Genomic DNA, 24142 nt, shown 5'->3' with positions numbered 1-24142 from the left:
ATTTTTCGTCATTAGATATTTTATTAAATATAACGCCCGAGTGAATAAGAGAAAGAGCTCGCAACAAGAAGAGTTGGATCGAATGAAAATTGAGGATTTGAAGTAAAGCTAGAACATCTTTCATTGATTACTAAGATATGTAGTATTCCATAACAAAAGATATCCTTTTTTCCACTTATGACATTATATGATTCTACATTGGTAGGTGGGGTATAATTGAATCATCAATCCAAAGAAAGGCGTGTTATTGCCATGATTACAGCCACAATCGGCAAGTGGGGAAATAGCAGTGCAATTCGTATTCCAAACCAATTGCTTAAGCGCCTCAATCTTCAGGAAGGTGCGGAGATCGAAATTTTGGTAACAGCAGATAATGAATTACTACTGCGGCCTAAGACCAATCCTGTGGAGTCTAATGAAGAGCTCCGTACACATCTACAAACACTTCTGTCCAAAGTAAAGCAGGATGCACGACATGATAGAACTGGGCGTGGAAGGGAAAAGAAATATTTTGAAAATTCCTGAACATGTTGACCTGGTATAGCTTGATTTTGATCGGCAAGCGGGACATGGGCAGCAATCGATTTTACAAGCGACTTCATATTGAAATCCATGTCTGACTACAGAAATGGGTTTCTTTTTGATGTTTAGTACAAGGAAGTGTAACTTTTCATAGGAAAGTACCATCTAGTATATATACGGTTTGAAGGTGGGGGAGAATGAGATGAAAAACAAACCATTTGTATTCGGCGTGTTGATCATCGTTCTAATTGCAGGCATCAGTTACATTATTGCGGATCAGACGATAGAGAACACAGAAACCATAAGTATCAGCGATCATCATATCTTTGCAGACTATGAAGAACTCGCCGAACATGCCGATCTAATCGTTGAGGTGACCGCAACGGGTGAATCTACTCAGATGATAGAGGGTGAGAGTGGTATGGGGAGAAGTTATACAGTGACGCAGGTGGCGGTAAATCAAGTTTTTGCGAATTCAACTCAGCAGGAGCTTAAGGATGAACTTGATGTACTGGAGCCTACTTATGTCATGCGTAATAAGGGACTTTATACGGGTGTAACTCGTTATAACTATGGTCACTATACCCCCATGTACGCGGATCAGCGGTATGTCTTGTTCCTGTCTTGGGATGATAAACGGCAAGGCTATTGGGTGAGCTCGTTAGAACAGGGTAAGTTCAATGTGGATCATAGAGATACAGAAGAACAGGAGACTAGAGCCAACAATCCACAGATGCAAGACCTGAAGACAGATGTATTACAACATTTAGCTTACTTAGACTAAGCGTTACATTTTGAGAAATAACTTTTTCATGGCAAAGAAGAGGGGGAAGATATGAGATTACTCAAGAGTGGTCTAATTGTTGTTGCGATTTTGATTATGGCGACTATAGCATGATGCTGCCGGAGTCAATTGATTCAACTGAATGCACGGAGGAGCTGAGACCACGCGCGTAAACTTCAATGGTTTAATATTATCCATGCCTCTCTCCCAAAAAAAACAACAAAAAGAAGCCTGACTATAATGTCAGGCTCTTTCCTATTTCTTTAATGACTCATCTTAACTGATCCTTAAGCTGATTAATAAGGACTGCGAACAAGATAAACAATACCACACGTTTAATCTATAATTTCAGACTCCGCTGGTCATATTGCCGGGCATCCTGCTCTTGCTTCAAATATCGTTTAATAGGTTGGTGCAGCAGCAGTACAAGTAACATGAAGAAGTGCAATACAACCAGGAAATTCTGTAGGAAGACCAATCCGAAGAAGAGTGTCATGCTCATGAAGGTGATCGTCAGCTTATACCGTCTCTTTGAAATATACAAGATGGTCAGGATGGGCGGGCCTACGATGAGTATGATACGAAGTAGGATACTTGCGAAATAAGCGATTTGATCAAATAACGGGAATCCGGCGAAAGAAGCTCTATACTGAAACAGTTCCATAAGCACAGCCACCATTGAAATGACGATGTAGATGGATTGCACCCCTAGTAGAGCACGAATTACATTAAGTAGTGTTGGCATTTTTGCATTCAATACAGTTCTCTCCCTAATCAATATGTAGTTCTCTAATTATACGGTGAGGATGTCATATTTTGTATTAACCCAAAGTCTATATTTTCCCATCATTTAATAGAGGCATATGTCCTAGAATGGGTCAGTGGAAGATTCATAATGCACTACATAAGCATGCAACTACCAAAATACTATCCTACTTGCGAAATGTAAAATTTATCAGGAGAAGAGGATCATCCTCAATAATAAAGATATTCAGATCCAGGCATAGCTTTCTATTCAATTTTAGATCCCTATTTTTGGATAAAAAGGTAGGTAAAAAATATTTTAAATTTAAAACGCTTTCCATACTGTAGGTTTATATTATATCTGCCGATATAGAATTAACCCATATGAAGTGGGCTTTAATAATGATCTAAATGGATGGTGAATGTATTGAATTTGATCGCTAAGGCGAGGGAACGAATGGCCAACATGTCTTTCAAAGTAAAATTGCCGCTGATGATCAGCGTGCTGGTATGTATCGTACTGGCAGCGACAGCCGTGCTATGTTACAAAGTGGCCGAAGGCATCACACTGGACAAAAGTAAGGATGAGATTCGAGCAACCTCTGACCGGGTTGGGGAGGGGTTATTTGCTACATTAAGCATGGAGGAACAATCGACGTTTCTTATTACGACACATGGAATATTTCGGAATTTATTAGACATTCGCAATCAAGAAGGACAAGATACAGAAGGCTTTTTTGCGGACAATAGTGAAATGATAGATCAAGCGAATGGAATACTGGCGGATAACCTGGCAGGGATGGAGGGTAACAGTACCATTATTCTACTGGATCGTAACGGGCTCGTGGTAGCATCGAACAATCCCGAAGCGCTCCAGGGTGACCGGTCAGATCGATTGTATTTCCAACAAGCCATGGAAGGTAAGAACATCATTAGTGAGGGTGTAATCTCGAAGTCGTTAGGGACACTGGGCAATGTCTTTGCAATGCCCATCTATGATGAGAATAATCAAGTGCTGGGCATCCTCACTTCAGTTGTATCCACTGCGTTCTTCGTAGATCAGCTGCATAGTATTAAAATCAATGATGCTGGAAAAGTCATTGTTCTGGATCGTGTCGGAACGGTCATCTACCATTCAGCAGATGAGAAGTTGATTAGCCAGAAGATGCCTGATGGAGAATATCAGTCTCTAGTTGATCTGCCTGCAAGTGAACAACTGCAACAGGGTGAGGCAAGCACTGACGATAAAGTTGTATTTTACTCCAAGATTCCAAGATCCGATTGGACCATTATTGTAGAGGATAGCTATGATGATGTGAAGAAACCGTTAAATGCGATGGCAACCAAAATGGTTATCGTTCTGTTCGCTGCAATTGCGGTTTCAGTTCTATCAGGCATCTTGATCTCGCGAATGGTAACCCAGCCGATTAGCCGTCTGACGGTTCTGTTTAGACAACTTGCGAGCGGTGACTTGACCGTTCAAGCACAAGGTAAATATAGCGGTGAATTCAAGGCATTGGTCGATAGCTTCAATGCGATGGCGCAAGGGAATAAACAATTGATCTCCAGGATGAATCATTCCATTGGAGTCCTGAATACCAGCACGACAGAGTTAGACCGATCCACACAGCAGACATCTGCATCAATTGCCGACACCACCACAACAGCGGTGGAAATCTCGCGGGCTATGGAGTCTCAGGCAAATGATACCGAAGCGATTGTTAATAAGTTCATGAACGTGGGCGACAAGATTGCCAGCGTGAACGAAATGTCGCAAGAAGTGAAGCAGAAGGCGGATGGCATTACAGATGCCTTCAAGAATAACCATGCCGTGATTGATGCACTCATTATGGTCAATGATCAGAACGAGACTGAAGTTCACAATATTTCGCAGACAACCCTTCAGCTTGCGGAGAGCTCTTCCGATATTCATCAGATCACGGGTACCATCTCGGAGATTGCGACGCAGACGAAGCTATTGGCACTTAATGCATCCATCGAGGCAGCAAGAGCAGTAGAGCATGGACGCGGCTTCGCTGTTGTGGCTTCCGAGATTCGCAAACTTGCGGAGCAGACAACATCTCAATCCGAGAACATTAACCGCATTGTGACGCAGACGATTGAGCATGTGGAACATACAAATCACAGCGTACAAGCTATTGAGGCAATTACGGAACAACAGAAGCAGAGCGTGAATCAGACGAAGCAGACATTCAATTTCGTAACGGCGCAGATGAATGACCTCATGGATCAGGTTCAAGCTATTGTTTCCCAGATTGAATCCATTGAACGAGATAAGGATGATGTTTTGGGTGCGGCACAGAACTTGTCTGCTTCAGGTGAACAAGTATCTGCTTCTGTCGAGGAAGTGACAGCGACGATGCAGGAACAGTCTGGAATGACAGGACATCTTGCCGAGATGGTGGACACGATTAATGGTCTGACGGAGCAGCTTGCTGCCGAATCAGCGAAGTTCAAAACGGAATAGTATGCTGTATACAAAATGAGTGTCAAACCATCACTTTTTCCGCTCAGCAGCAGATAGCATAGCGTGGTTGAGAGCCAGCGGCTTACTTCTGTGATGAAAATTAAAGATGATTTGAAATCTTTGATCTTAATTCTAAAAATAGATTTACCCAAAAAACTCCATCCCCATGTATGATAGGGGTGGAGTTTTTTGGGTTTTTGTGCATTTTTATGCTATATTTTTTATCGTACAACCCATCCAATTGGCTGTGGTGTCATTTCTGCGGTGTCCCGAAGATCGTACACCTTCACATTGCTGCCATAGATCATAGAATCGCTGCATAGGCGAAAGCAGGGGAAGCTGTTTTCCGACTGCAGGCGTAGGTTGGGTTCAAAATAAATTTGCTGCTGCTTGTTGATAAGAAAAGGGAGCGTACTGGATTCAATCGGGATGTCATCACTGTCTGGTTCATTAACGATCAGGAGCACAGCAATACCGTCACATCCACATCCATCCGTGTCATAAAATAGCTTGAAATAGCCCGGCTGATCCTTGAGTTTTGCGCTAAGTCGTGATTCTGCCAATGGGCTAACCTGAATGATCATACAACGTTCACACTCCTCTAATCGCCAAATGAATTCGCTTACATTAATAATGTATGGAGAATTACTGGTAAATAGAAGATGAAATTGAGAACGAATTGGAGAAAAACAAATATGTATTGTCTTCATCACGCGAATCATGAACAATACAAGAAGTAACCGGGAAAGAATCGGGGACTAAGTTAAAAAATAACGTAAGATTTAACTAAGAGACAACTCATGAGCTAGCCCAACATATAGTTGAAGAAGTAGACTAAGGAGTAGTTCAGAAATAAACACAGAAAATAGTTAAGTCATTGTTAGGAGCAAGGAGGTACCATCAATTGAGAATTACTACGCTGCAAGAGCACCCGATTGAAACCTTTGGTTATCTGAATGCCATCCCAGGCGGAGAAGTGCAAGCGGCACAACTTCCCATCTATGTTGGAACCATCTCTGGTCTTCCAAAAGGACTGGATGCGCTGATTGTAAGCTCGGATTTACAGGGGATTGTACCTCTGCCTTGCGTCAGAGACAACACTGAGATTGCTTCGAATTCAGACGTTCAGTTTTCTACACATAGACCATCTCAAGATGAACCAACATTGAGCAGGGAAGAGGATTGTTTGCTGGGAGAGATGTTACCCGACTATGTGCGCTTGCTACTTGAGGTGGAGATGCCCGAGATTGATCCGAATCGAGTGGGTGTACTGCTATGTGGAGACCTCTATGCCCGGCGCGGGAAAAGGGGAGCCAGCGGCAACCCGGTTCCCGTCTGGCTTGCTTTCAGGGACGCCTTCGGCTGGGTTGCCGGCGTGGACGGCAACCATGATCTCACCGATGAGGCAGGCGCCCATCGGTTACACAGCGACGCGGCTATCCACTACATGGATGCGCCCGTCGTCATTAACGCGAGCCTGCCCATGGATGGGCTCGCTTCCTCTGCCGCCAGTCAGCCGCTACGCGTGGCTGGACTTGGCGGCATCATCGGCAGGCCGGATAAGCCTAACCGGCTGCCGGAGAAGCAGTACCTGCAATCCGTAAGTAAGCTGCTGAAGCAGCAGCCGGATTGCCTCGTACTGCACCAGAGCCCGGGCATTGCCGAGCTCGGTCTAATGGGTGAACCGTTGATCCGTCAGGCGTTGGAAGCCGGATCGGAAACGGTCGTGTTCTGCGGGCATACCCACTGGCAGACCTCGCTCGTGCAACTAAACAATGGCACACAGATTGTGAATGCCGACAGTAAGCTGTTTATTTTTACAAAAGAGCAGGATGGAAAGACTGAGAAGGGTTAAGCATTCTCATGACACGACAGGTGAGCCGCTCTGGCTCCCGAGTCGCCCAATGAAACCCGTTTCATCAATAATCCTTATCTGGTATGATAAGCAGGAAAATCAGTGAAAAAGGAAGGTTCTACATATGACACCAATTACGATATATGATATTGCCAAAGAGGCGAACGTATCTGTATCCACGGTTTCCCGGGTGCTGAATGATACGGCACCCGTACGTGCAAGCACGAGGGAAAAGATCATGTCGATTATCGCCAAGCACCAATTCCAACCTAATGCCCAAGCGCGCAGCCTGATCAAAAAGGAAACAGGTACCATTGCAATTATTCTGCCAGATATTACGAATCCATTCTTCCCGGAAGTGTTCTGGGGAGCAGAGAATGAGGCACGTGGTCTGGGATATACATTCTTTCTCTGTAACACCGCAGGCGATTACAATCGGGAATCTGAATACCTGTCCATGCTGCGCGAGAAGCGGGTAGACGGGATTATTTTCCTAGGCGGGCGCATTAATATGCAGTCCTGTCCGGATGACATGGCTCAGGAATTGATTGATGTTGGCAAGCGTACGCCAATTGTACTGGTCAATGGCAATATTGCCAAAGGCGGGTTTCACCGCGTGTATACGGATGAAGGAGCAGGAGCTGCTTTAGCTGCTGAACATTTGCTCGAACTGGGACATAAGGACATTGCATTTGTAGGTGGATTGAAGGAGTTATCGACCACAATGGTGAAGGTCAGGGCTGTTCAGAAAAAGCTCCGTGAGCATGGGCTCGAAATCCCGAAGGACAGACTCTTATTGGGTAGCTTCTCCATTGATGATGGCAAGCGGGAGATGGCTAAGCTTCTGGAGTGTGATAATCCACCAACAGCAGTAATCTGTGTGAATGACAATACAGCGATTGGTGCGATGAAGACGACCATTGAGCACGGATTATCTATTCCGCGGGATATTTCAATCGTTGGTTTCGATGATACACCGCTCGCAAGTGCTGTGATTCCTGAACTTACAACCGTCTCACAGAATACGTATCAACTGGGCAAACTCGCAGTGGATAAGCTGCATGAGCTGATTAATCAGCGACAAGTGAAGAAGCAGACTGTCCTTCAACCAGAACTTATCATACGTCAAAGTACAGGGCCAGCACCACGATGAAAAGGGTTACGTTCTCAAAAAGAAAGCGTTGACATTTTCTCTTAGGGTGAAATATAATGAGTGCGTAAATGAAACCCCTTTCATAAAGTGAAGCGGGTTTTATGTTTCAGCTTAATGAAACCCATTTCATGAAATGGGTTTCAATGAAATAATCCATTCATTATCCAAGGGGGCGTACAGTATGAGAAGAAGTTTAAAGGTCATTTCGTTATTGATGCTGGTCATGGTATTTGGTCTGACAGCCTGTAGTAAAGGCGAGAATGGTGGAGCAAGTGGTTCCGAAGGTGGCAAAGTCGATCTAAGTATGACGATCTGGGGCTCAGAGGATGAGAAGAAGATTTATCAAGAACGGCTCGACATTGTGAAACAGACCTATCCAGACATTAACGTGAAGCTCAACGTTGTTGCAGGGGATTATGACCAGAAGGTACAGACGATGATTGCCGGGGGTACTGCACCTGACATCATGATGATTGCCGAGAACTATCAGGCGTACGCCTCCAAGAATCAGATTATTCCGCTCGATGACATGATCAAGGAGCACAACGTGAACATGTCCGAGCGTTATTCAGACGATATTGCGAACTTGATGAAATATGATGGCAAACAATTCGGTATGCCTGACCGCGCTGGCGCGATGGTGCTTTTCTATAACAAAGATCTGTTCGACAAGGCTGGTGTAGAATACCCAACCAAGGAATGGACACAAGAAGATCTGCTGGCAGCAGCTCAGAAGCTGACCGTGCAAGAGAACGGCAAGACGGTTCAATGGGGTTACTATCCAGGTAGCTGGTGGCCACAATGGATGCAATTGATCTACCAGAACGGTGGCGGAATCTTCGACGAGAGTGGTAAACCTTCGTTCAATACAGAGCCTGTCCGCAAAGCGTTGCAGTTCATGAATGACTTAACGTTCGTACACGGTGCAAGTCCAACACCAACTGAGATTGCGGATATGGGGAACATCGGTGCTGACCCACTATTTGCTCAAGGTAAAATTGCGATGGAAACGACAGGCTTCTGGAATATTGGTTCGCTTGCTAAGGTAGAAGGCATTAACTGGGATATCTCTCCAATCTGGGGTGAGACCAATGCGTTCTTCAACGGCTTAACGATTACGAATGCATCCAAACATAAGGAAGAGGCATTCAAGGTGATCGAAGCACTCACTACACCTGAAGCTCAGATGCCAATGATCAAAGCAGGCCAAGATGCACCAGCAACGAAAGCAGGTCTATCCAGCGATGAGTTCCTTAATGCGGAATATGGTGGCAAAAAAATCAATATGGCTGCTTTCAGTGAGTCTACCATTTACGCTGAACCGTTCAATCCACAATGGAATGAAATGATGAAGCTGATCAATGACAAGCTGGGTGTGTATTTCAACAACAAAGCTTCACTTGATGATACCGTTAACGAGATTCAGAGTGGACTGGAAAGAATCTATAAATAGAGGCTGTTCAAGAGGAAATCTTTTGAACACGAACAAATAGATCGACAGGGGGACAGACGGAATTCGGCATGAACCCGGGTTCCGTCTGCTCGCTTTGTTATGGGAGGGCTTAACGTGAAGAAAAAGGACGGGAAATGGTTTTATATCTTTATCTCGCCTTGGCTACTTGGTTTCCTAGGACTTACCCTGGGCCCGATTTTGTTTTCCATCTACATGAGCTTCACCAACTGGGATCTGTTCCAGTCCCCGGAATTCATCGGTATTGATAACTACAAAACGTTGTTAACGGATGACCCGATCTTCTGGAAGTCAGTGGGTAACACCTTTTTCTATGCCTTGATATCGATACCACTAGGGATGTCTATCTCGCTCTGGATTGCCTATTATCTCAACAAAAAAATTAAAGGGATTACGTTCTTCCGAATTTTGTTCTATCTACCTTCTGTCGTTCCAGTCGTAGCAAGCTCCCTGCTCTTTATCCACTTGCTTGCACCAACAGAGGGTCTAATTAACCAAGCGCTTGCGGTATTTGGTATCCAGGGCCCTGCTTGGCTCCTTGATCCGAATTGGGTAAAACCTGCATTGATTCTCATGTCCTTATGGGGCGTTGGGGGTGGCGTGGTACTGCTGTTGGCGGGTATGAAAGGTATCCCTCAGGAATTGTACGAGGCCGCTGCCATCGATGGAGCCAAAAGCTCGCAATCTTTCTTCCATATTACATTTCCGATGCTTACGCCCGTCATTTTCTTCAACCTGGTAACAGGCATGATTGGCGCACTTCAGACGTTCGCACAGGTATTTATCGTTACTGCAGGTGGACCGGATAACTCAAGTCAGATGGTTGTGCCGTACCTGTTCCAGAATGCATTCCAGTTCTACAAAATGGGATATGCATCCGCTATAGCTTGGGTATTATTCATCATCATCATGGCACTGACCCTGGTTGTGTTCCGTTCATCAGCGCTATGGGTGCACTACGAGGAGGGAAAAGCGAATGAGTAATCCATCCACTGTCGAGAAAACGATATCCTACATTTTTCTGATTCTGGTCGGGGTGCTGCTGGCTTCCCCTTTCCTGTATATGATCTCTATTGCACTGGCGAGTGACGCAACGACGGTAAAATCAGCCTTTACGTTTATTCCAATGGAATTTCAATGGTCGAACTTCTACACCATCTTTACGAACAATAACTTAGGCACTTATCTGAAAAACTCTATTATTATCACGGTATTCACGATTATCGGATCTGTATTGTCTGCATCGATTGTATCGTATGGATTCGCGCGAATTAAAGCGAAAGGCAGTCGTTTCTTATTTATCGTGCTGCTCAGCACAATGATGATTCCAGGTGAGGTGACGATGGTACCGCAATTTATCATCTTCCGCCATCTGGACTGGATTAATACCTTCTATCCACTGATCGTACCAAGCTTCTTCGCGGGTGCGTTCAACGTATTCCTGATCCGGCAATTCGTCATGAGCATTCCAAAATCGCTGGATGAAGCAGCGATGATTGACGGTATGGGTCATCCGGGGATCTACTGGAAAATTATTATGCCGCTGACCTATCCAATACTGGCTGCTATCGCTATTTTCTCATTCTCCTACAATTGGGGGAACTTCATGGGGCCGCTCATTTATATCAATGACCCGGAGAAAATGCCACTAGCCCTAGGTGTTCAGCTTCTGACAACCGTTGGTGGTGGGCAGATGCCTCCATGGAACTTAGTCATGATCGCTTCGCTATTCCTAACGATTCCGATGGTGCTCGTTTATCTATTCGGACAACGTTATGTATATGAAGCAAACATTAGCGGAGGCAGCAGCGGTATCAAGTGACGTTACCAGTTGTATAGCAATGTTTTCTAGAGTGTGCAATCCCAACGTAAAACAAGTTAACGTCAGGCAACCCCAATGTATAGGCAAACAAGTGTCAGACACACAAAGGGTGACTACACATGCACAATAGGGTGCACTGGAGAGAGGGTTGTGTGAACCATGAGTCGTGATCAACATCGTAGCAGACGCAGACGAAGCTACATCCTGATGGGTGCAGCCCTGGTTGTACTGCTAGCTGGAGGAGGAATTGTATTGAATCAATTTGCCAATGGACAATCGAAGCCACTTGCCTTTGAGGGAGAACCTGTGAATTTGAAGTTGGAGCAGTCTTATGATCACTTTGAAGGTTGGGGAACATCCCTTGCGTGGTGGGCGAACAATATGGGTGAATGGAAGGATCAGGCGAAGGTAGATGAAGTGATGGATCTGGTGTTTGACCCAGCCAAAGGGCTTGGACTGAATATTGTTCGTTACAACATTGGAGGCGAGGAGAACCCTGAGATGAAAGCATTACGTCCTGGGGGTGATGTTCCTGGCTTCCAGCCTGAACCGGGCGAATGGGATTGGGAGGCGGATGCAGGGCAACGTGCAGTCCTACAAGGTTCAATGGAGCGAGGCGTTAATATTGCAGAAGCTTTCTCAAATTCGCCGCCGTACTGGATGACGATCAGTGGATCTGTGACGGGAGCAGTCGATGGAAGTAACAATTTGCAGGAAGATCAATACGATGCATTTGCCGATTATTTAACAGAAGTGGTTAGACATTATCGCGATGAGTGGGGCATTACGTTCCGCACACTTGATCCGTTGAACGAGCCGTCCTCGGACTGGTGGAAGAAGGGCAATATGCAGGAAGGTAGTCATTTTAGCAACGACAAGCAGGCAGAGATCATCAAGAAAGTAGCGGCTTCCCTTCAAAGCAAAGGCTTGGATGGCACGGTCGTTAGCGCAGCGGACGATAATAGTATTGACGAGACGGTATTCAATTTCAGTCTCTATGATCAGGATACATTGGATGCGATCTCACAGATCAATACTCACTCTTATAATGGAAGCAAAATGGAGGAACTCCGTGAACTTGCTAAGAAACATGGCAAGAAGCTGTGGATGTCTGAGTATGGAACAGGTGGTAGTGAGCCGCATAGTCATGACGATATGACATCCGTACAGGAACTGGCTGAGCGCATTATGTTTGACCTCAAAGTGATGCAGCCTTCGGCTTGGGTATACTGGCAGGCGGTAGAAGATGAAGGTGCAAATAACAACTGGGGCTTCATCCATGCGGATTTTGCTGCACAAGATTCGTATGAACTCACTAAACAGTATTATGGTATGGCTCAATTCACGAAGTTCATTCGTCCGGGTGCAACGATTATTCCAACGGATGATGGACGGACGCTGGCGGCATATGACAAGACCAGTCAACGGCTGGTGTTAGTGATTCGTAACGAGTTATCTGCTGGCAAAACCTCGTTTGCACTGGAGCCATTTACCTATGGGAATTCGACTACTGCACAGGTCTACCAAACCTCACCGGATTTGGATATGAAACAGCTTGAGGACATTAAGGTATATTCCAATGGAATAGAAGTCAATACGGCAGAAAATTCGATTACAACCGTTGTATTGGAAGGGGTTACACTTCAATCTCAATAATGGTATGTTATACAGGTTAACTAGAATTAGATAGAAGGAGGGGAACAGATCGATGAAAGAGAAACCATCCCTGTTGGTTCAAGATCAAGCAGGCAAAAACCATATCGATTCCCATATTACTAACCCCACATCAGACCAGCTTCCATTGGAGCTGACGTATGACCAGCGTAGCTTCATGCTTAATGGAGAGCGCGTATTCTTAAATAGTGCAACAATTCACTACTTCCGTATGCCAAAAGAAGAGTGGAGACAGTTGCTAGTGAAAGCCAAGCTGGCTGGTATGAACTGCATTGATACGTATTTTGCTTGGAATGTACATGAGCCTGAGGAAGGCCAATGGAACTTCGAAGGAGACAACGATTGCGGAGCATTCCTGGATCTGTGTGCAGAGCTCGGCATGTGGGTTATCGCTCGTCCGGGACCATTTATCTGTGCCGAATGGGATTTCGGCGGTTTCCCTTATTGGCTAGAAACAAAGTCTGACATTAAATTCCGTGAAAATAATGAAACGTATCTCCATTATGTAGATCTGTATTTTGACCAACTCGTACCGATCATCCGTGAGCGTCAGATTTCCTCTGGTGGCAATGTTATTCTGGTGCAAGTTGAGAACGAGTACGGGTATATCAAGGATGACGAAGCGGCAAGCGAGCATATGATCTATCTGCGCGATGGTTTAATACAGCGTGGAATTGATGTGCCATTGATTACTTGTGTCGGAGGAGCAGAAGGCACTATAGAGGGCGCTAACTTCTGGTCGGGTGCAGATGGGCACTATGAGAAGCTTAGAGCGAAGCAGCCAGATACACCGAAAATGGTAACTGAGTTCTGGACTGGGTGGTTTGAGAACTGGGGTGGACCTTCCGCAATCCAGAAGACGCCGGCTCTACTTGAGAGACGAATCATGGAAATTCTCCAAACCGGATATACGGGCATTAGCCATTACATGTTCTTTGGGGGTACGAATTTCGGTGGATATGGGGGTAGAACGATAGGTAGCAGCGATATCTTTATGATCACTTCCTATGACTACGATGCTCCGCTGAATGAATATGGACGTGTAACCGAGAAATATGCAGTTACGAAAACGGTATCTTATTTTGTAGATGCATTCGGGCCATTGCTGCTTCAATCGGAAGAGATTCCTGCAGAGCAGATTAATATCCGCCATCCGGAAGGGTTGTCCGTACGTGGCCGCACTGCGGATAACCAGCATATCTGGTTTGTAGAAAGCCACAAAGGTGAACGTGAGGGAACGACCATAACATTTGAAGATGGTCGAACACTTCCGATCACTGTAGATCCTGGACAGATCATTCCGGTACTGGATCGCGTTCGTATTGCAGATAACGTCTATGTAACGAGCGGAGCCATGATTACGGGTAATGAGATGATTAACGGCGAGCTGACCTTGTTCATCTCAGCAGATACTGGTCAACGATCCATATTGGATCTGGAAGCAACGGCATTAGAAGTAGTCAGCAGCAGTATGCAAGTTCTCGTGAAGAAGGATTCGGCACGAGACCTATATCGCTTCGACTTGTTCCACTTCCGTGAACCGGGTATCATTCGTCTTCAGACGGGTGATGTGTCCATTCGATTGATTGTGCTGGATCGGGAGTCGATGAACCGTACATGGCGATTAGATGGCGTTAATGCCAATGAACACCGTTATGCGATTGGCTTTGATGAGGTTCAAGTCCTATCGCATGGTCAAGTGAAAGGATCGCTCTCTGATCTGGATCGCACTGTCGTTTTACTTGGCGACTGGCAGGATGGTGAGCAGACGTGGACAGGGCGTGAATTCATCGCTCAAACAGAAGCAAGTCAGCAAGCGGTGTCCACTTCATCGGTTGCAGCACTGACACCTCCAGTAGCGCCAATATTGTCACGTTCTCCAGAGGTAGCACGTGTGAAACTGTCAGCAGATCAGCGTCCATCTAGTGGTCAACCGGAGCACTTCTCCCAGTACGGGCAGGATTTCGGTTATCTGCTCTACGAGTGTGACTTCGAGAGTCGGAATGGCGGAATGACGCATATTGTACTTCCTGATTTTCAAGATACCGCAAGAATCTATGTGAATCAGGTGGAACAGGCGTTAGTACGTCAGGTTGGTGCCGCGGGTGTGAATATTGAAGCAGTCCAAGGTCATAATACACTGCAGATTCTTGTGCAGCATATGGGTAGGCTGAATTTCTCACCGAATCTCGGAGAGAGCAAAGGACTTGCTGGCCCTGCATATCTTGGCGGTTCGGTACAGGATATTCGCCAAGATTGGCAGACTACAGATGGATCGATTCAACTGAATGAAGTGAACCATCTAACGGAAGCTCCGCTTCTAAGTAGAAGCTTTGAGCTGGATGGCAATGATCGTGCGATTCTGGTCGGTGCTGTAAGCAAAGGGGTACGCGTGAATGGCACTGAAGTACCGATGGAAGGTTACCATGATTGGTTCTCCTTCGCTACCGTTGACCTTTCCAGCTATCTGCGTGAAGGTGAAGTCAACACATTGGAAATGCCTTATTCCAAATCACCGCTTGAACGGCTTGAACTGATCTTGTATCGTAGTGCCGATGAATTGAGCGGTTGGCGTATGGCGGGTAATGATGCATTGCTTCCGCAGCAGTGGGAGACACAAGAGGCAGGATCGCCATCAAGTCTTCTGGGCGAACATGCGGCTACTACTGGCAATCGTACTGCCAATCAGGGAGAAGGTCAGCCTGCATGGTACCGTTGGAACTTTAAAATGCCAGCTGTATCCGAGCAGTATGATGTGAATGTGAAGCTAAGACTTACTGGAATGAGCAAAGGCACGCTTCATCTCAATGGACATGATCTTGGACGATACTGGCAGATCGGTCCGCAGGAAGATTACAAAATCCCTGTAGCCTGGTTACAGGAAGAGAATGAGCTATTGTTATTCGATGAAGAAGGACGCTCGCCAGATCGAATCCGTCTAATGTTTGACGAGCCATCCAGATATCCGTGGGTAAGCATCAAGTAAACGAAATATTAATAAGCAATTCATAGCTAGATAGGTGGAATTCAAAGACGTGTGTTGGAGCCAGGTCGTTAGGTAGCGACGGGCGCCGAACACGTCTTTTTTGTGTATTTACAGTGGATTCATTTACAGACAACATGATTGAATAAACAATCGTAGATGGAGACGTATAGAACCCTGTTTCAATTCGAATAGCGAGATGGTGGCTTCAAGGAGGCTCTGCCTAAGATAGGCTTTCTTATCTAGAGTAAAGCGTTGTACAATAACGTATAACAAAGGAGATGACATATGAGCAATCGATTTGATTTTGATGAATTCCCTCAATTGAAGACAGAACGATTCAACCTCCGATCCGCAGAGGTCGATGACAGTAACGATATTTTGGAATTGTATTCGAATGAAGCTGTCGTTGAGTTTATGCCGTTTACCCCCTTCGAGTCGGTGGATGATGCGAACGGTGAGATGAGCTGGTATGCGAAGATTTTCAGAGAAAAGTCAGGGTTACGTTGGATGATTGAGGATCATGAATCTGGGAAAGTCATCGGAACCTGTGGGTTTCTCAACCTGGAAGAGGTACATAACCGCGCTGAAATTGGATACGATCTACACCCTAATTATTGGGGACGAGGTGTCATGACAGAGGTAGCAGGAGTTATTATGCAGTTTGGATTCACGAGCATGCAGCTCAACAAGATCGAAGCAAGAGTAGAACCGAAGAATGAGGCATCGATCTATCTGCTACGCAAGCTTGGTTTTCAGCAGGAAGGTGTTTTGCGGGAGCATGAGTTTGAGAAGGGAAGATACGTTGACCTTGCTGTGTTCTCTAAACTGAGGAGTGAAAAAGGTCATGCAAAAGAATCCGCACGTATCCCAGAAGAAATAGAGTGAGCTGTAGGTGTGCCTCAAATTCGTGTTTGTCAATGGGTCAAGCTATTAAACGGATCAAACCTGGGACGTAATCACGGTTAACGACTTGATCGATTACAATATACTTAGTTTTAAAGATTAGGGACTGTTCCTATTTGTGAGATAGGGATCAAAACACCTTTCTCGAAGATTGCCATCGTTGTACTGGTTAACGATACGAGATAGAGCGTTTCAGACTTTAGCGTGGGATTAAACGATTTAATAGGGGCATTATCTGTGGGCGTACTCTTGCGGGACATGCTCATGATAATGCCTTTTTGTTTCCGCTTGCGTCTTGTTCCGTATATTTAATTGCCCCGTGACTTTATATTTTAGAGACTTTATACAAATTGGAACGATTACGTTCCATCCTCCCTATGTACTTCGATTCTATCTCAGAAATGATATATCCTCATTAACGAAGAGGCACTATGTTGTCAAAATCATAGGAAATGAAACCGTTCATATTGCACAAGTACACATCTCGATTTGATACTTTCTTCGCATTCAATGTTGTCCATAAAATTCCGATTAATATAAATACATGTTATTTAGGATGATTATGAAAATAATGTTGGATACAAGGAGGAATGTTGTGAGTATTTCCGCTATTACGTACGGTCAGGTGAAGATAACACCGTACGAAATCACTCGTTTGCAAACACTTGAAGTTCACCGTTCGTTAAATGGACATGCCAGATTAAAATTGGAAGCAGTCATACCGGAGGTGCGAAAAGACAGTTATGTACAAGCCACGACATCTCAGACGGATATCACAGTGAAGATGGTGGACGATGAAGGGAATGAAACTACGTTTTTTTCCGGTATTGTGCTTCATGTCAAAGTGAAAGTTGTTAACGGTGTACATACGCTTTTAGTAGATGCGATATCCCATACCCATCTGCTGGATCTGAAGCTACACAAACGTTCATTCCAAAATCCGAACCTCACTTATGCCAATCTGGTCAGGAAAATCATATCCCCCTATGACGGTTCGGATGTGATTGATTATGTGACGGAAGGAAAGAAGATTGGCGATTTCGTGATGCAGTATGAAGAGACAGACTGGCAATTCATCCAACGGATGGCTTCTCATTTCTATACGGGGCTGATTGCCGATTCGAGGTCAGGAAAGCCGAAGTTCTACTTTGGCGTGCCCGAAGGTCAGTATAAGGGAGAATTCTTGGCTACACATTATATCGCTACCAAACGAATTGCCGATTACCGTTCAGCAATGGAAAATAAGATGCCTGGTGCAAAAGACCTTGATTATATCGTATACGAGGCGGATAGCAGGCAATGGTTTGCTTTGGGATCGGAAGTTCAATTCAAAGGGCGAAGATGGAATGTCGGCGAGGTCACCTCGCGTTTTAAAGATAGCCTGTTGGAGCATACCTATTCATTATTTCCCTTTGAAGGACTGCGGCAAAAGAAGCGCTACAATACGTCTATCATTGGCGCATCGATTCAGGCTAAAGTGCTTCAGGTCAAAGGGGATAAAGTCCGAGCGAAGCTGGATATGGATGAGCAGCAGGATGAGAGTACGGCTTACTATTTTCCGTATTCTACTATTTACGCCTCTGAGAATAATACCGGCTGGTACTGCATGCCTGAGGTGAACGATCATATCCGAATCTATTTTCCGAGTAAAAAAGAAGAAGAAGGCATCGCCATCAGCTCTGTCAAGCGGCAGGATCCTGAACAGGCCGTTAAACCATCAGGCTCGTCTGGAACGACGACAGAAGCATCTCCAAACGGAGGATACTCGGGTGGAAGTTCTGGTGCTTCCAGTCCTACACGTAGCAGCGTTAGTTCCGCTAGCGCGGGAAGTTCTTCAGAGAACGTACGGGTCGTTCCCCCCGCTCCTGTCCCCGAAGATCGGATGGGCAATCCCGACATCAAGACTTTCCGGACGAAGTATGGCAAAGAAATCATGCTTGCTCCGGATAAAATCGTCATTTCTGCAGGAGGCATGTACATTACCGTCAGTGATGAAAGCGGCATTGAGATTGTTAGCGATCAGAATGTGAGTATCACAGCCGGACAGGACGTTGTCATGTCTGGGCAAACGATTCGCATTGCTGGTAGTAAAATCGAACTGACCGGTAAGGGCAACACGATTACGTTAGAAGAAGAGCTGAAAATGCATGGATCTGAAATCAAACTGAACTAGTTTCTGGCCATGACAACAAGAACAGTGGCTACCACGTTGGAAAGGAACAACAATGAATAAAGAAGAGGCCTTAACCCACTTCAATCAGGTCGTGCTGGAACCTGCCATTCACTATGCTCTTTCAACCCTTAGAACTTATGTTGTGGAACACAGAGAGGAATTAATCCAAGCTTTCGTGGAGTCGATCAGGCAGCTATGTATTCAAGCCAAAATAGATCAGGAACAGCAAGGCAAGAGTTCTGTCGCATTCATTCATTGTTCCATGCTAAGAATGTCGCTAGTTAATGGAAGCTATGCCTACCTCTTGGAGGCTTACTCCGAGGACTGGTATTGGGATGACATCGGATGTTTCCACGAATACGACGCAACATGGGCCTTTGCGCCATTGAACGGACTACAGGATTCGCTGATTGTAGAAATGAAACGCTATGGAGGAAAGCTGAACGCATCGGATGCAGAACGGATGATCTTGCAAGCGGCAGCACAATTCAATGCCTTCGTTATGGCCATCGCCCGAATGGCTGTACCCCATATCTTGAACTTACCAGAGATGCAAGCATTAGATCGATCAGATCGCTTCCAGATCAGGGTTGGGGAATATAAGGACTATAGTGAGCCGGTGCACATCAGGGAAGGCGATCACCGAAATATACAACACCTACAAAAAAAATTATCAGCAGCAGTCGGTTTGGAGAATGCATACGGGGACTATACTTTGCTTTCTTTGCCTGAGGGTTCATTTGATCATGTCGATGTTCGGTATTCCGATTTCAGTGACGCTGACTTTAGGAAGTGTAGCTTCAGAAATTCCATTCTCATCGGCACAAAGTGGCATCGAAGCAACCTGAGCGAAACGGATCTTCGCGGAAGCGTGCTCACCGATGCTAGTTTTCGGGGATGTAACCTGAAGGGAGCCAACCTTTCGGAAACCTCGGATGGAGGAAACGGGGATGGATTTGCAACAACTTCGCTGGGACTTCAAGGTATCTCCTTCGAAAGGGCCAATCTAGAAAACGCGGATTTGAGAGGTGCGAACTTGGCTCAAGCCGATTTCAAAGAGGCAAATCTTACAGGTGCACAAGTATGGATTCATGATCGTGACAAGTATGAAGACCAATGGAGCGACGAGCAACTGGCATCGGTACTTTGGGTGGCACTACCCACGCGAGAAGACAAGGAGGGACTATGGTCCAGCAATATTACGAACTGATCGAAGACCAACGAATATTGAATGTATTCAGGCCACCAGTTATAGATACGCCTTATGATGAATTGCCATTCTCTTCAGTTCGGAGGATCGAGCGAAAACCACATGACGAAATGACCGATTGGATAACAAGGCCTGCCTACTATATGAGCGATCGCATGAAGCGGCTTATGGAGAACGTCGACGAAACGATTCCGTTTAAATCGGTAACCTTTATCAATGAAGAGAACGGCGAACCATTCAGCTACTGGGTTTTTAAACTCTCCAACGCATCCATGTTCTCCGAGAAAAGTGTTTTTCATCCGGATGGTTCATTGAAACAACTCGTATTGGATGCGCAAGCGGTGCAGGATCAGCGGATATGGATGTTGGGCGATGTAAGAGAAACGCGTGTACTGGTTCGTCTGGATTTGGCCGAAAGCATGCTCCGACGGGGGTTCACAGGTTTTGTGTTTCGGAAGGTGGAGATGGAATGAAACCCTATGGTGACGAAGTGCTACTGAAATTAGATCGTAGTATCCGTCTCGCGAAGCGTGCTCAAGAAGACGCGACATTGGAGCTGAATGCATTGACGGAAGAAGAGATCTTCGACGGTGTTCGACATGGCAATCTCACCCTTCATGGAACATTAATCAGCCTTACTCCACAACCGATTTGGGGGGATGGATTTTTGCTTCCGTTACCAGATGTTTTGGTTCAAGTGCCCCGGGGAAAGTTACAGCAGGATCATAACCGTCAGGGACATGAAGAAGCTATGTGGATAGACGAAATACATGGGATTACCTTCGGTCTAACGAGATTGAACCATCCGCTCGAAGCCAGCCAGGTTGAAGCCATTGGTCATGCCATGACTGAGCAGATGCGAATCCGTAAAAAAGATGCACAGTGGCTTCATGAAGAAACGGTGCATGGAGATCCTCTTGTTATGTTTTACAGTGAATCGATCCAACCATCGGTGCGAGGCATCGCTTACGACATATTCTTCGTAACTTCGGTGGGCGACAGACTGGTTACGGGCAATGTTCGCTTTCCTATGGAACAGCTTCAAATATGGCGACCGATAACAAGGGCTATATTCATGTGTGCTCAGGTCACCACATAGACGGAGACGGATGGCCAACACATATTTTGCAGAGGAGGAGAAAACATGTTGCTTCCCATGCTTGTCAAAGCCCTCCTGTCTGGAGGGTTCAGTGGAGAGTTCACGTATGTGGTGCGTGGCGCAGAGATAACCTGCAGTGAGGGCTCGGAACCCGGCGTACTAAATCTACCGCTTTCTCACGGAATTTATATTAAAGAACAGCCTGTAATGAACGTTGCCGACGTTATACCGCTGGCCAACGTGGGACGTTGCGGGTTTTGCAAAGTGGATGGGGCGTTATGTGTGCCAGATACGTTTTTCAACAAATGGACCCAAGGCAAAGAGGACGTGTTAGTGGAGGGGGAGTCAGCTCTTCTTAACAGGTCGGAACTGATCTGTCGCAAGGGTGGAACGATAACAATAAATAAGGATGGACAACTGTAATTAAAAGTAAATAGGAGAAGAAAGGGGAACGTCGTGCAGAACGAAGAACAATCGACACTGACATACGAGGATATCCTGATCCATTGGCCGTATGGGCCTGTACGATTGGATCGGCTGCAGTGGACCCAGCAGGCCGGTTCACATGCCCGTTTATCCTTTAGTGGCTGGATCGATGAAGACTGGGAAGAGACCATTCTTCAACAGGCGGGGAGCCACGATCGTGTCGGATTCATTCGAAAAGATAATACGGGACGGGAAATACCGTTGTTCAAAGGGCAGTTACATGACATTTCCATTGAAGCGTTCAGAGGAATGACTTATGTAAGAGCGGTGGTCATCTCCCATACCTACGAATTGGACACGTTTCAGCGAACGAGATCCTTCCAAAATGAGAACCTGAGATATCTGGATATTGTCCATCGCATTATGGACGCGTATCCTGAAGGAGACTATATCGACTATGCCTTGGAGGACAACAAGACCGGAGTCTTTCTCATGCAGTATCAGGAGACAGATTGGGCATTTTTGAAGCGGATTGCTTCCCACATGGGAGCGGATCTTATCCCTGACGTGACCGCGCACAAGCCTCGTTTTTGGATTGGTTATCCGGAAGGTATAAGGAGCTTCGAACTGAAGGAACGGCCGTATGAGAAGGCACGTAATCTGGAGAACTATTTACATACCGTAGCTCATGAGCAGCATCAAGTGAACGAAGAGCAATATACGACGTTTACCTTTAACTTGGGTCAGGAACTACAGCCAGGCGACGAAGTGTCTTGTGATGGAGCGACGTATCTTATCCACCGCCGCGAGGCAGTCATGGATCGTGGATTGTTACAGTGGACGTATACCTGCGCGTTGCCTACCTTCCATCCTCTGACGAAAAAGTTGCAGACGGATATCATTGGTGCTTCCATAGATGGTAAAATCATTGATGTAAAGCGAAATCAGGTCAAAGTTCACCTTGATATGGATGAAGATCAGCAAGCGGGCGAAGCAAGATGGTTTCCATATGCCGCAGAAGGCAGTCAAGTATGGTACATGATGCCTGAGCCTGGTGCAAAGGTGAAACTGTACTTTCCTAGTGCTGAAGAAGATGAAGCGATGGTCATGCAATCGGTTCGGGAGGAGCCCAAGGAAGCAACGCATGCCGCAAAAAGCAGCAAGGTGATGCAAGATCCCGGCGTCAAGTCGTTTGGAAATCCACAAGGAAAGTCATTTACGCTCGGAGACAGTGAGTTGGTCATGACTGCTCAAGAGGGCTCATTATACATTTCCATGGCGGCGGGTAACGGGGTGAACTTAAACAGTACGACGCATATCCAGATTCAATCGATGGGAGACGTTAACATTAGCGGTGGGAATGTCTCGCTCACCGGGGCTGAGGGTCTCTTCATTCAAACAGCAACCGATCATGTGGAATTAGTCGAAGAGGTAAACGGTAAAAGTGAGAAGGTGCTGCTTGAAGCAGAGATTCATCGTTCATTTGAGATGATTGAGTCGGCATTCGACCAAGCTTTAGCAAGCATGGGAGAAGCAGTATTGAAGCAAGAACGCTTAGCGCGAAATTGGGAGCTTAGGCACCAAAGCGAACTGAATCGCAACATTGATGAAGGTAAGGGCTTGCTCCGCATGGTAGGAGATGTCGCGGACATCTTATATACCGGACTCGAAGGCCCCGATCAAGTCCGAGCCACGTATAGTAGCTTCAAAGATGGTGGATATGTCGGTCCGTTAGAGGAGAGGAATGCAACGTGGCAAGGTCTAGTCAAGACATGGGACTATGCAAGCGATGTGGTGACACTTCAAAAGTCTTGGGGTGAGCTCGGGAATGATGCCTTAGGGGTCGCGAGTGAATTCATCACTCCTCTCATGAACCAGGCCAAAAAGGATCCAATCACCATGCTGACGTTCACCGAAGAAGAGAGTAAACAGGCGGGTGTCTCGGATGCGGAAGCGAGTTTAGCTCAGCTCGACATTGCGGGAATGGCGCTAGGAGGCAGCTCGCTAGTCAAGAAAAGCGCCATGAAAATCAATAAATTGGGACGTAAGTCGGACCATGGAGATGGTTCGGGGCTAAAAGGTTTCCTTCATGGGGATGGAGATGGCCCAGACAGCACCAGTGCAGTATTAAAAGATGGGAAATTCAAGACCAATGCGGCATTACTTCCTCCATCTCTGAATGAGTTGGGCGAACTCATCGCTAAAGCGGTGGGGAAAATGACGGAAGGTGCTGCGGCCAGTATCCCGTGGCGTATTAGGTACGTACAACTACCCGACGGTGGGAACGTACCAGTCATTATGAAGATGGACAAACAGGGTTCATCAGGTAACCGTAAGGAAGACCTCAAGGGTGGAACTGAGGGGACGGGTAAAAAGACAGGGAAGTTAGACCTATCAGATTTCACTAAAGAAATAATGGAAACGAAGCCAATGAACTCACCTGTGCCTAAAAAATGGTATAATAAAGGTGGCACTATCTCAATTGATGAGAATGGAACATGGACGTATACAAATAAGAAAGGGCAGTCTGTGAGTTATCCAGATGGCTACCCTGACTTTTCTGAGTATTACCACCCGACTGTTGAGCCAGTCGAAATTAAATTCGCTTCACCAACAAATAGACCAGCAGATTATAAAGCAGCAAATTTGGAGGCAGGTTTGAGCAAGGACTCTGTTCCTCCTGTAACTGAGTCTAATAAATCACCGGCAGGGTATACTTGGCATCACCATCAAGATGGTAAGACAATGATCTTAGTCGACGAAAAGGTACATGCTGAATTCAGGCATATTGGCGGAGTATCAAAAGTGAATGGAAAAGGTAATGAATAAAAT

19 protein-coding genes are annotated in these 24142 nt (G+C 45.9%); 17 read left to right on the top strand and 2 right to left on the bottom strand.

Annotated elements, in window-relative coordinates; all coding sequences use genetic code 11:
* Nucleotides 1-216 precede the first annotated feature (216 nt).
* Nucleotides 217-525, top strand: a complete 309-nt coding sequence (locus MH215_RS04410) for an AbrB/MazE/SpoVT family DNA-binding domain-containing protein (protein ID WP_239288464.1) — start codon at nt 217-219, stop codon at nt 523-525.
* Between the two features lie 199 nt (nt 526-724).
* The gene (locus MH215_RS04405; protein ID WP_239288455.1) at nt 725-1306 is read left to right on the top strand and encodes a hypothetical protein; all 582 of its coding nucleotides are present in this window, start codon (nt 725-727) and stop codon (nt 1304-1306) included.
* Nucleotides 1307-1646: 340 nt separating this feature from the next.
* On the opposite strand, the gene MH215_RS04400 is transcribed toward MH215_RS04405, so the two are convergent.
* On the bottom strand, nt 1647-2063 hold the full coding sequence (locus MH215_RS04400) for a hypothetical protein (protein WP_239288454.1): 417 nt from the start codon (nt 2061-2063) through the stop codon (nt 1647-1649).
* Nucleotides 2064-2507: 444 nt separating this feature from the next.
* Between MH215_RS04400 and MH215_RS04395 the strand changes: the two genes are divergently transcribed.
* The gene (locus tag MH215_RS04395; protein WP_239288452.1) at nt 2508-4538 is read left to right on the top strand and encodes a methyl-accepting chemotaxis protein; all 2031 of its coding nucleotides are present in this window, start codon (nt 2508-2510) and stop codon (nt 4536-4538) included.
* 221 nt (nt 4539-4759) lie between these two features.
* On the opposite strand, the gene MH215_RS04390 is transcribed toward MH215_RS04395, so the two are convergent.
* Nucleotides 4760-5122, bottom strand: coding sequence for an iron-sulfur cluster biosynthesis family protein (locus tag MH215_RS04390; protein ID WP_239288450.1), 363 nt, complete (start codon nt 5120-5122; stop codon nt 4760-4762).
* Between the two features lie 320 nt (nt 5123-5442).
* Between MH215_RS04390 and MH215_RS04385 the strand changes: the two genes are divergently transcribed.
* From MH215_RS04385 to MH215_RS04320, 14 genes are all read left to right on the top strand, one after another.
* Entirely contained in the window at nt 5443-6393 is a 951-nt protein-coding gene (locus MH215_RS04385; protein WP_239288448.1) for a metallophosphoesterase family protein, read from the top strand.
* A 124-nt stretch (nt 6394-6517) separates the two neighbouring features.
* On the top strand, nt 6518-7546 hold the full coding sequence (locus tag MH215_RS04380; RefSeq protein ID WP_239288446.1) for a LacI family DNA-binding transcriptional regulator: 1029 nt from the start codon (nt 6518-6520) through the stop codon (nt 7544-7546).
* A 181-nt stretch (nt 7547-7727) separates the two neighbouring features.
* Complete coding sequence (locus MH215_RS04375; RefSeq protein ID WP_239288444.1) at nt 7728-8999, top strand: ABC transporter substrate-binding protein; 1272 nt, start codon at nt 7728-7730, stop codon at nt 8997-8999.
* A 114-nt stretch (nt 9000-9113) separates the two neighbouring features.
* Nucleotides 9114-10001: a carbohydrate ABC transporter permease gene (locus MH215_RS04370; protein WP_239288442.1), complete on the top strand. Its 888-nt coding sequence runs from the start codon at nt 9114-9116 to the stop codon at nt 9999-10001.
* Complete coding sequence (locus tag MH215_RS04365; RefSeq protein ID WP_239288440.1) at nt 9994-10839, top strand: carbohydrate ABC transporter permease; 846 nt, start codon at nt 9994-9996, stop codon at nt 10837-10839. Before MH215_RS04370 ends, MH215_RS04365 begins: the two co-directional genes overlap by 8 nt.
* A gap of 159 nt (nt 10840-10998) precedes the next feature.
* Nucleotides 10999-12495, top strand: coding sequence for a glycoside hydrolase family 30 protein (locus tag MH215_RS04360; RefSeq protein WP_239288438.1), 1497 nt, complete (start codon nt 10999-11001; stop codon nt 12493-12495).
* A gap of 52 nt (nt 12496-12547) precedes the next feature.
* On the top strand, nt 12548-15499 hold the full coding sequence (locus MH215_RS04355; RefSeq protein WP_239288436.1) for a beta-galactosidase: 2952 nt from the start codon (nt 12548-12550) through the stop codon (nt 15497-15499).
* A gap of 285 nt (nt 15500-15784) precedes the next feature.
* A complete protein-coding gene (locus MH215_RS04350) occupies nt 15785-16384 on the top strand; it encodes a GNAT family N-acetyltransferase (protein WP_239288434.1) in 600 nt (199 codons plus the stop codon).
* A 613-nt stretch (nt 16385-16997) separates the two neighbouring features.
* Complete coding sequence (locus MH215_RS04345) at nt 16998-18575, top strand: contractile injection system protein, VgrG/Pvc8 family (protein ID WP_239288432.1); 1578 nt, start codon at nt 16998-17000, stop codon at nt 18573-18575.
* Between the two features lie 52 nt (nt 18576-18627).
* Nucleotides 18628-19785, top strand: a complete 1158-nt coding sequence (locus MH215_RS04340; RefSeq protein WP_239288431.1) for a pentapeptide repeat-containing protein — start codon at nt 18628-18630, stop codon at nt 19783-19785.
* Entirely contained in the window at nt 19761-20258 is a 498-nt protein-coding gene (locus MH215_RS04335) for an imm11 family protein (protein ID WP_239288430.1), read from the top strand. Before MH215_RS04340 ends, MH215_RS04335 begins: the two co-directional genes overlap by 25 nt.
* Complete coding sequence (locus MH215_RS04330; protein ID WP_239288426.1) at nt 20255-20884, top strand: hypothetical protein; 630 nt, start codon at nt 20255-20257, stop codon at nt 20882-20884. The genes MH215_RS04335 and MH215_RS04330 overlap by 4 nt, the downstream gene beginning before the upstream one ends.
* Nucleotides 20885-20929: 45 nt before the next feature.
* Complete coding sequence (locus MH215_RS04325; protein WP_186380876.1) at nt 20930-21307, top strand: DUF4280 domain-containing protein; 378 nt, start codon at nt 20930-20932, stop codon at nt 21305-21307.
* A gap of 33 nt (nt 21308-21340) precedes the next feature.
* Nucleotides 21341-24139 carry an HNH endonuclease gene (locus MH215_RS04320; RefSeq protein ID WP_239288424.1) on the top strand — a complete coding sequence of 933 codons (2799 nt, stop codon included), beginning with the start codon at nt 21341-21343 and terminating at the stop codon, nt 24137-24139.
* Nucleotides 24140-24142: the final 3 nt, after the last annotated feature.

The sequence above is a fragment of the Paenibacillus sp. ACRSA genome (genome assembly GCF_022346845.1).
GTDB lineage: Bacteria > Bacillota > Bacilli > Paenibacillales > Paenibacillaceae > Paenibacillus.
Note: the sequence above shows the minus strand (reverse complement) of the source record. Positions and strands in the feature narration are given on the sequence as shown.

Bases quoted from the DNA above. Each gene is read 5' to 3' on its own strand.
- MH215_RS04335 (WP_239288430.1), top strand. From the start codon at position 19,761: ATGGTCCAGCAATATTACGAACTGATCGAAGACCAACGAATATTGAAT.
- MH215_RS04405 (WP_239288455.1), top strand. From the start codon at position 725: ATGAAAAACAAACCATTTGTATTCGGCGTGTTGATCATCGTTCTAATT.
- MH215_RS04380 (WP_239288446.1), top strand. From the start codon at position 6,518: ATGACACCAATTACGATATATGATATTGCCAAAGAGGCGAACGTATCT.
- MH215_RS04330 (WP_239288426.1), top strand. From the start codon at position 20,255: ATGAAACCCTATGGTGACGAAGTGCTACTGAAATTAGATCGTAGTATC.
- MH215_RS04360 (WP_239288438.1), top strand. From the start codon at position 10,999: ATGAGTCGTGATCAACATCGTAGCAGACGCAGACGAAGCTACATCCTG.
- MH215_RS04365 (WP_239288440.1), top strand. From the start codon at position 9,994: ATGAGTAATCCATCCACTGTCGAGAAAACGATATCCTACATTTTTCTG.
- MH215_RS04390 (WP_239288450.1), bottom strand. From the start codon at position 5,122: ATGATCATTCAGGTTAGCCCATTGGCAGAATCACGACTTAGCGCAAAA.
- MH215_RS04350 (WP_239288434.1), top strand. From the start codon at position 15,785: ATGAGCAATCGATTTGATTTTGATGAATTCCCTCAATTGAAGACAGAA.
- MH215_RS04355 (WP_239288436.1), top strand. From the start codon at position 12,548: ATGAAAGAGAAACCATCCCTGTTGGTTCAAGATCAAGCAGGCAAAAAC.
- MH215_RS04375 (WP_239288444.1), top strand. From the start codon at position 7,728: ATGAGAAGAAGTTTAAAGGTCATTTCGTTATTGATGCTGGTCATGGTA.
- MH215_RS04395 (WP_239288452.1), top strand. From the start codon at position 2,508: ATGGCCAACATGTCTTTCAAAGTAAAATTGCCGCTGATGATCAGCGTG.
- MH215_RS04340 (WP_239288431.1), top strand. From the start codon at position 18,628: ATGAATAAAGAAGAGGCCTTAACCCACTTCAATCAGGTCGTGCTGGAA.
- MH215_RS04325 (WP_186380876.1), top strand. From the start codon at position 20,930: ATGTTGCTTCCCATGCTTGTCAAAGCCCTCCTGTCTGGAGGGTTCAGT.